This is a genomic window from Planococcus sp. CAU13 (assembly GCF_000775575.1).
Lineage (GTDB): Bacteria > Bacillota > Bacilli > Bacillales_A > Planococcaceae > Planococcus.
Map to the genome: position 1 here is coordinate 1 of NZ_JRGN01000191.1, position 7,837 is coordinate 7,837.

At 47.8% G+C, this 7,837-nt stretch carries 8 protein-coding genes; all 8 read left to right on the top strand.

The features are described from left to right. Window positions 1-74 precede the first annotated feature (74 nt). The 8 genes from KW93_RS08140 to secG all read left to right on the top strand — a co-directional run bounded on the left by KW93_RS08140 (window position 75) and on the right by secG (window position 7,746). On the top strand, window positions 75-305 hold the full coding sequence (locus KW93_RS08140; protein ID WP_033542501.1) for a glutaredoxin family protein: 231 nt from the start codon (window positions 75-77) through the stop codon (window positions 303-305). Between the two features lie 106 nt (window positions 306-411). Continuing rightward, window positions 412-1,455 (top strand): sugar-binding transcriptional regulator, encoded by a 1,044-nt coding sequence (locus KW93_RS08145; RefSeq protein ID WP_033542502.1) that lies wholly within the window; start codon window positions 412-414, stop codon window positions 1,453-1,455. A gap of 1 nt (window position 1,456) precedes the next feature. Beyond that, the gene (gene gap / locus KW93_RS08150) at window positions 1,457-2,464 is read left to right on the top strand and encodes a type I glyceraldehyde-3-phosphate dehydrogenase (protein WP_033542503.1); all 1,008 of its coding nucleotides are present in this window, start codon (window positions 1,457-1,459) and stop codon (window positions 2,462-2,464) included. A gap of 111 nt (window positions 2,465-2,575) precedes the next feature. Then, window positions 2,576-3,763 (top strand): phosphoglycerate kinase, encoded by a 1,188-nt coding sequence (locus tag KW93_RS08155; RefSeq protein WP_033542504.1) that lies wholly within the window; start codon window positions 2,576-2,578, stop codon window positions 3,761-3,763. A 52-nt stretch (window positions 3,764-3,815) separates the two neighbouring features. Further along, window positions 3,816-4,577 carry a triose-phosphate isomerase gene (tpiA, locus tag KW93_RS08160; protein ID WP_033542505.1) on the top strand — a complete coding sequence of 254 codons (762 nt, stop codon included), beginning with the start codon at window positions 3,816-3,818 and terminating at the stop codon, window positions 4,575-4,577. Continuing rightward, a complete protein-coding gene (gpmI, locus tag KW93_RS08165) occupies window positions 4,570-6,102 on the top strand; it encodes a 2,3-bisphosphoglycerate-independent phosphoglycerate mutase (protein ID WP_033542506.1) in 1,533 nt (510 codons plus the stop codon). Before tpiA ends, gpmI begins: the two co-directional genes overlap by 8 nt. A gap of 15 nt (window positions 6,103-6,117) precedes the next feature. Further along, complete coding sequence (gene eno / locus KW93_RS08170) at window positions 6,118-7,413, top strand: phosphopyruvate hydratase (protein WP_033542507.1); 1,296 nt, start codon at window positions 6,118-6,120, stop codon at window positions 7,411-7,413. Between the two features lie 105 nt (window positions 7,414-7,518). Further along, window positions 7,519-7,746 carry a preprotein translocase subunit SecG gene (secG, locus tag KW93_RS08175; protein WP_008429540.1) on the top strand — a complete coding sequence of 76 codons (228 nt, stop codon included), beginning with the start codon at window positions 7,519-7,521 and terminating at the stop codon, window positions 7,744-7,746. Window positions 7,747-7,837: the final 91 nt, after the last annotated feature.

The following is a 7,837-nucleotide window of genomic DNA, read 5'->3' on the forward strand; positions in this document are numbered from 1 at the left end:
GGAAAGCGAAGCTGTTTTGCGGAATATCGGCTATTACAGACTTGGAAGTAAACTAAAAAGAAAGAAGGGCGGCTATGCTGACACTTTACACACGACCGAACTGTCCGTTATGTGATGAAGCAAAACTGATGCTGCATCTCGTTCAGGAAGACTTTCCGCTCGAATACACGGAAGTGAACATTGAAGACGATGATGCGGTGCATGAAAAATACATGCTCATGATTCCGGTCCTTGAGCAGGAAGGCAACATACTTTTATACGGCAATATCGGTTATGCCGAACTTTTGGAAGCGTTGGAACTCTAACGCTTCTTTTTTATTGCATTCATTCGGAATATTAGATAGAATGAAGTCAGTGGGACAGAAAAGTTATCAGTGGGATAAAATCTGTCCAGACAAAAGGAGTGAAGTTATGGATGCTTTATCTTCTGCACAGAATAAACTGCTGCCGGAAATGTCCGAACTCCTGAAAAAAAGGTATCAGATCCTGCAGGCAATTCACCAGGAACAGCCGATCGGCAGAAGGACACTGAGTGAATTTCTCGGCATGACGGAACGCGACATCCGCAGAGAAACGGATCTGTTGCGCAATCAGCAATTGATTGAGATGAAAACGGCAGGCATGGTCATTACAGGTCAAGGGGAAGAAGTCCTCGATGCATTAAAGACTTTTATGCACAAACTGACGGGTATAGCGGACCTCGCGGAAAAACTGAAAAAACAGCTGGAAATTGCGGATGTGATTTTGGTTCCTTCGGATTCCGATAAGGCAATTGCAGTAAAAAGCCAGATTGGAAAAGAAGCGGCTCGGCTCCTTGAGAAGGATTTTAAGGCCGGCATGAAAGTCGCAGTAACCGGAGGCAGCACGATAGCGGCAATCGCCAAAGAACTGAAGGACGTGAAGTCCTGTCCGCCACTGCAATTTATTGCAGCACGCGGCGGCCTTGGGGAAGATGTGTTGCACCAGGCAAATACCATCGCTTCAGCTTTTGCCGAAAAAACCGGGGGTACATTCAAATCGCTTTATCTGCCGGATCATTTAAGTGAAGAAGCTTATGCCATGATGATGAAAGAACCGCTCATGAAGGAAATGATGGGTCTTTACGAGCAAACGGACCTGGTCGTCCATGGCATAGGGAATGCGGATGAGATGGCGGTTCGGCGCAAGTCAACTCCTGAAGAGATGGAAAAAATCAGTGGCGGCGGAGCAGTCAGTGAAGCATTCGGATATTATTTTGATGGACATGGAAATGTTGTTTACCGCATCCGTTCAGCGGGAATTCAATTGGAACAGGTCAATAAAGCACCGGCTATCATAGCAGTAGCGGGTGGCCGTTCAAAAGCAAAAGCGATTCTATCATATTTCAAAAACGCACCAAAGCATACGGTGCTGGTAACAGACGAAGGTGCAGCAAGAGAAATTCTTGAACATACCGAAAACTTAGGAGGAAATTGATATGACTTTAAAAATGGCGATTAACGGCTTCGGCCGCATTGGACGTATAGTATTCCGCGGAGCGATGACGAACGATGAAGTGGAAATTGTGGCAGTAAACGATTTGACGGATGCCAAGATGCTTGCGCATCTTCTGAAATACGATTCCATCCACGGCACTTTGGATGCAGAAGTATCAGCGGAAGGCGACAACATCGTCGTCAACGGCAAAACGATCCGTGTATTCTCTGAAAAAGATCCATCAGCATTGCCGTGGGGAGAACTTGGTGTTGACATCGTGGTGGAATCTACAGGCCGCTTCACAGATACTGAATCTGCTTCCAAACACATTGAAGCAGGCGCGAAGAAAGTCATCATTTCAGCTCCGGGCAAAGATGACATGAAAACACTTGTTATGGGCGTTAACCATGATTCATACGATCCGGCTGAAGACCATGTGGTATCGAATGCATCGTGCACGACAAACGGGCTTGCTGGAATTTCCAAAGTATTGAATGATCGTTTCGGTATCAAAAAAGCTTTGATGACGACTATCCATTCCTATACAAATGACCAGATTCTTCTGGATTCTCCGCATAAAGATTTTCGCCGCGCACGCGCTGCAGCGGAGTCGATGATTCCAACAACTACAGGAGCTGCAAAAGCAGTGACAAAAGTATTGCCGGAACTCGAAGGGAAACTGGACGGCATGGCAATCCGCGTACCGACTTCAAACGTCTCGCTGATCGACCTGGTTGCGGAACTTGAAAAAGACGCTACTGTGGAAGAAGTGAACGCAGCTTTGAAAGAAGCGACTGAAGGCGAATTGAAAGGCACTCTCGAATACAGCGAACTTCCACTGGTTTCCAAAGACTATAATGGCAATACGGCATCCGGTACTGTAGATGCATTGTCCACAATGGCGCTTGGTGGAAACATGGTTAAAGTACTTGCCTGGTACGATAACGAATCCGGCTATTCAGGCCGCTGCATCGACTTGGCCCTGCACATGCACAGCAAAGGGCTGTAATCCCAAAATCATAGCTAAATTACCGATGAACCTCTATAATAAAAGAGGGTAAAAGGGGTGGGGAATTTACCCCACCCCTTATTTTTTTGAATTTAAATAGGAGGTATTTTCATGCTGCAGAAAATGACCATGAAAGATTTGGATTTGAAAGGGAAACGAGTATTTTGCCGTGTCGATTTCAACGTGCCGATGAAAGACGGAGAAGTGACGGATGATACACGGATCCGTGCAGCTGTTCCAACTATCGAGTATTTGATGGGCGAAGGGGCAAAAGTGATTTTGGCCAGCCATTTGGGGCGCCCGAAAGGTGAGGTCAATGAAGAAATGAGGCTTGCTGCGGCAGGAGCCCGTTTGAGTGAATTGTTACATAAAGACGTGAAAAGCCTGAAAGAATCAATCGGTGAAGCGGTTGAAAACGAAATCAGCAACATGCAGGAAGGCGACATCGTACTGCTTGAGAACGTCCGATTCCATGCCGGGGAAGAAAAAAATGACGAGCAGCTGGCAAAAGACTTTGCAGCGCTTGCAGATGTTTTCGTAAATGATGCTTTCGGTGCGGCCCACCGTGCGCATGCTTCAACAGCCGGCATTGCGAAACATCTCCCTTCAGTATCAGGACTGCTGCTCGAAAAAGAGCTGGATGTACTCGGTAAAGCGCTGTCTGAACCGGATCGGCCGTTCACGGCGATCATTGGCGGTGCAAAAGTGAAGGACAAAATCGGCGTTATCGATCATTTGCTTGATAAAGTCGATAACCTGATCATCGGCGGTGGCCTGTCATATACTTTTATCAAGGCGCAGGGCCATGAAATCGGCAATTCCCTGGTTGAAGAAGATAAACTGGAACTAGCAAAATCCTTCATCCAAAAAGCTGAAGAAAAAGGTGTTAAGTTCTTCTTGCCGATCGATGCTGTTGTAGCAAGTGAATTTTCAGCTGATGCGGAAACGAAAAACGTTAAAATTGAAGAGATTCCTTCAGACTGGATGGGTCTTGATATAGGGCCTGACACAGCTGATATCTATAGAGATGTGATCAGAAATTCCAGGCTAATCATCTGGAACGGACCCATGGGCGTTTTCGAAATGGAGCCATTCGCAAACGGCACCCGTTCAGTAGCCCAGGCTATGGTGGAAACTGAAGGTTATTCCATCATTGGCGGCGGAGATTCTGCAGCCGCAGTCGAAAAATTCGACGTGGCGGATAAGATGGATCACATCTCAACAGGCGGCGGTGCTTCGCTTGAGTTCATGGAAGGCAAGGATTTGCCTGGTGTAAGCGCACTGACTGATAAGAAATAACCGATTTTATTGTTTTAACGATTTGACCAAATCATGGAAAGGAAGTGTTTTTTTGAGAAAACCGATTATTGCCGGAAACTGGAAAATGTATAAAACCGCTTCGGAAGCAACGGCTTTTATCGAAGAAGTGAAAACAGCCCTGCCGTCCGCTGAAAAAGTGGATGCCGTTGTCTGTGCACCTGCTTTATTCCTTCAAGGGTTGGCAGAATCTGCTGGAAGCACGGATCTGAAGATCGGTGCACAAACGATGCACGAAGAATCAGAGGGAGCCTTTACCGGTGAAATCAGTCCGGTCCAATTAAAGGATGTGGGTGTTGAATACGTCATCATCGGCCATTCCGAGCGCCGCCAGTATTTCAATGAAACAGATGAGTCAGCCAACAAAAAAGTCCTTTCAGCATTTGAAAACGGTCTTGCACCAATTTTATGCGTAGGAGAATCCCTGGAACAGCGTGAAGGCGGAGAACTGAGCGCTGTTGTTGAAGCGCAGGTGGAAAAAGGGCTCGCTGGTTTATCCCCTGAGCAGGCTGCAGAATTGGTCATTGCCTATGAGCCGATCTGGGCGATTGGAACAGGAAAAACAGCTACTGCAGAAGACGCCAATGAAGCTTGCGGCATCATCCGCAGGAAAATCGAATCTCTTTATGATGAAGAAACAGCCGCCAAAGTAAGGATCCAATACGGCGGGAGCGTCAAACCTGCGAATATCGGAGAGCTTTTGACAATGGAGCACATCGACGGAGCACTGGTTGGAGGAGCAAGTCTCGAAGCGGAATCGTTCCTCAAATTATTGGAGGCTGGTGCAAATGCTTAAAACACATCATCCGGTGGCTTTAATCATTCTCGACGGATTCGGCTGCCGGCAGGAAACATACGGCAATGCGGTCGCCCAGGCGAATAAACCGAATTTCGACAGATTATGGAACAGTTATCCTCATGAATTACTGACGGCTTCCGGCGAAGCAGTGGGGCTGCCTGATGGCCAGATGGGGAATTCGGAAGTCGGACACCTGAACATCGGGGCCGGCCGCATCGTTTACCAGAACCTGACGCGCATCAATAAATCCATCCGGGAAGGTGATTTTTTCCGGAATCCCGCTTTTCTGGAAGCGATCGCGAAAGCAAAAGCGAACGGATCGGCTCTCCATCTGATGGGCTTATTATCCGACGGCGGGGTCCACAGCCATTATGAGCATCTCTTTGCATTATTGGAGCTGGCGAAACAGCAGGGGCTGGAGCAGGTTTACGTCCATGGCTTTCTGGATGGCCGTGACGTCGGACCGCAGACCGCCCTCCAATACATCGAAGCCACAGAACAGAAGATGACGGAAATCGGTGTCGGCAAATTTGCCTCGATCAGCGGACGCTATTACGCGATGGACCGCGATAAACGCTGGGACCGCGCGGAAAGCGCCTACCGCGTGATGGTCGACGGCATCGGATTGTACGCTTCGAACGCCAGTGAAGGCGTCGTCAAATCCTATGATCAGGGGATAATGGATGAATTCGTAGTGCCTTTTTATATAGAAGAAAATGGCGCACCGGTGGCGACGATCAAGTCGGAGGATTCCCTGATTTTCTTCAACTTCCGGCCAGACCGGGCGATCCAGCTGACTTCAGCTTTATTGACCACTGGTTTTGACAGTTTTCCGTTGAGTCGCGTTCATCCGTACCGGCTGACATTTGTGTCATTCACTTCCTATAGCGACGTACTTCCGACCCGTATCGCTTTTGAAACTTTAAATCTGGACAACACAGTCGGGGAAGTGATTTCTTCGAGCGGACTGACGCAATTAAGAATTGCCGAAACCGAAAAATATCCTCATGTCACGTTCTTCATGAGCGGCGGCAGAGAAAGTGTCTTTCCGGGTGAAGAACGGATCTTGGTCGATTCACCGAAAGTGGCCACCTATGACCTGCAGCCCGAAATGAGCGCCTATGAAGTTACGGATCGGCTGATTGAACAAATCGAAGCCGAAGCACATGATGCCATCATCCTGAATTTCGCCAATCCGGACATGGTCGGGCACAGCGGCTTGCTGGAGCCGACAATCCGGGCGATTGAAGTGGTCGATGAATGCCTTGGCCGGATTATTGATGCCCTTCATGAAAAAGGCGGCACGGCAATCGTAACCGCCGACCACGGAAATTCGGATGAAGTGCTTACAATGGAAGGGCTGCCGATGACGGCCCATACAACGAATCAGGTTCCCGTCATTGTGACGAAACCTGAAGTGGTGCTTCGCCCGAACGGCATTCTTGCTGATCTGGCGCCAACCGTCTTGAAATTATTGAACATCGAACAACCGGCTGAAATGACCGGAAAACCATTATTCTAAAGGGAGCTGTTTATATTGCCGATTATTACACAAATTCTAGCACGCGAAGTTCTTGATTCACGCGGAAACCCGACTGTTGAAGTTGAAGTCTTCACGGAGAGCGGCGCATTCGGCCGCGCGATTGTGCCATCAGGCGCTTCTACAGGAGAACATGAGGCAGTCGAACTGCGCGACGGCGACAAGAGCCGCTACATGGGCAAAGGCGTTCTGAAAGCCGTTGATTTTGTGAACAATGAAATCGCGGAAGAGCTGGAAGAAAACTTCTCCGTACTGGATCAGGTTTCAATCGACCAGGCGCTGATCGAACTTGACGGCACTGAAAATAAAGGACGTCTCGGCGCAAACGCGATCCTGGGTGTTTCCATGGCGGTGGCGCATGCTGCTGCGGATTATCTGGACCTTCCACTTTATCAGTACCTGGGTGGATTCAACGCCAAGCAATTGCCGGTTCCAATGATGAACATCCTGAACGGGGGCGAGCACGCTGACAATAACGTCGACATCCAGGAATTCATGGTTATGCCGGTCGGTGCTGAGTCATTCCGCCACGCACTTCGTATGGGTACGGAAATTTTCCATAACTTGAAAATCGTCTTAAAAGATAAAGGCTATAACACTTCTGTCGGTGATGAAGGTGGCTTTGCACCAAACCTTGGATCGAACGAAGAAGCGCTCGAAACGATCATGACGGCTATCGAAAAAGCAGGCTATAAGCCAGGAGAAGATGTACTTCTTGCGATGGATGTGGCAGCTTCCGAAATTTACGATAAAGAAAAAGGTATCTACAAGCTGGCAGGCGATAATACAACCAAAACCTCGGCTGAAATGGTCGACTGGTATGAAGAGCTTGCTAACAAATACCCGATCGTCTCGATTGAAGACGGATTGGATGAGAACGACTGGGACGGCTTTAAATTATTGACGGACCGCATCGGTGATAAAGTACAATTAGTTGGGGATGACCTATTCGTGACTAATACTAAAAAGCTTGCCCAAGGAATTGAGCAAGGAATCGGCAACTCAATATTGATCAAAGTAAACCAGATCGGTACATTGACTGAAACATTCGATGCGATCGAAATGGCAAAACGTGCTGGTTACACTGCGGTCATCAGCCACCGTTCAGGCGAATCGGAAGATGTGACGATTGCAGATATCGCGGTAGCGACGAATGCAGGCCAGATCAAGACAGGTGCTCCATCACGGACGGACCGCGTTGCGAAATACAATCAATTGCTTCGCATTGAGGATCAACTGCACGACACTGCTAAATACCTGGGCGTGAAAACTTTCTACAACTTGAATAAATAATAGAAGAAAGAGGAATTTCCTCTTTTTTCTATTGCTATTGTCATGGGTCGCAATTTTTGGTAAACTTATTCTTGTTGTGAAGGTTTTATTCAGGAGGTGGAATTTATGCATACGTTGTTAATGACGCTACTTGTCATCGTATCGCTCGCATTAATCGTTGTCGTTCTTTTGCAATCAGGAAAAAGTGCAGGTCTTTCAGGAGCCATCTCCGGTGGAGCTGAGCAGCTTTTCGGCAAGCAAAAAGCACGTGGACTTGATCTTGTCCTCCACCGTGTAACGATTGTACTTGCTGCCTTATTCTTTATTTTGGCTATCGCCGTAACGAAAGTATAATGTAGATGACTAAATCGCCTGACCAATAAACTGGTTGGGCGTTTTCTTTTATAGTGTTATTATAATCGATATTCCGCAAAACAGCTTCGCT

Bases quoted from the DNA above. Each gene is read 5' to 3' on its own strand.
- KW93_RS08145 (WP_033542502.1), top strand. From the start codon at position 412: ATGGATGCTTTATCTTCTGCACAGAATAAACTGCTGCCGGAAATGTCC.
- gpmI (WP_033542506.1), top strand. From the start codon at position 4,570: ATGCTTAAAACACATCATCCGGTGGCTTTAATCATTCTCGACGGATTC.
- KW93_RS08155 (WP_033542504.1), top strand. From the start codon at position 2,576: ATGCTGCAGAAAATGACCATGAAAGATTTGGATTTGAAAGGGAAACGA.
- gap (WP_033542503.1), top strand. From the start codon at position 1,457: ATGACTTTAAAAATGGCGATTAACGGCTTCGGCCGCATTGGACGTATA.
- KW93_RS08140 (WP_033542501.1), top strand. From the start codon at position 75: ATGCTGACACTTTACACACGACCGAACTGTCCGTTATGTGATGAAGCA.
- secG (WP_008429540.1), top strand. From the start codon at position 7,519: ATGCATACGTTGTTAATGACGCTACTTGTCATCGTATCGCTCGCATTA.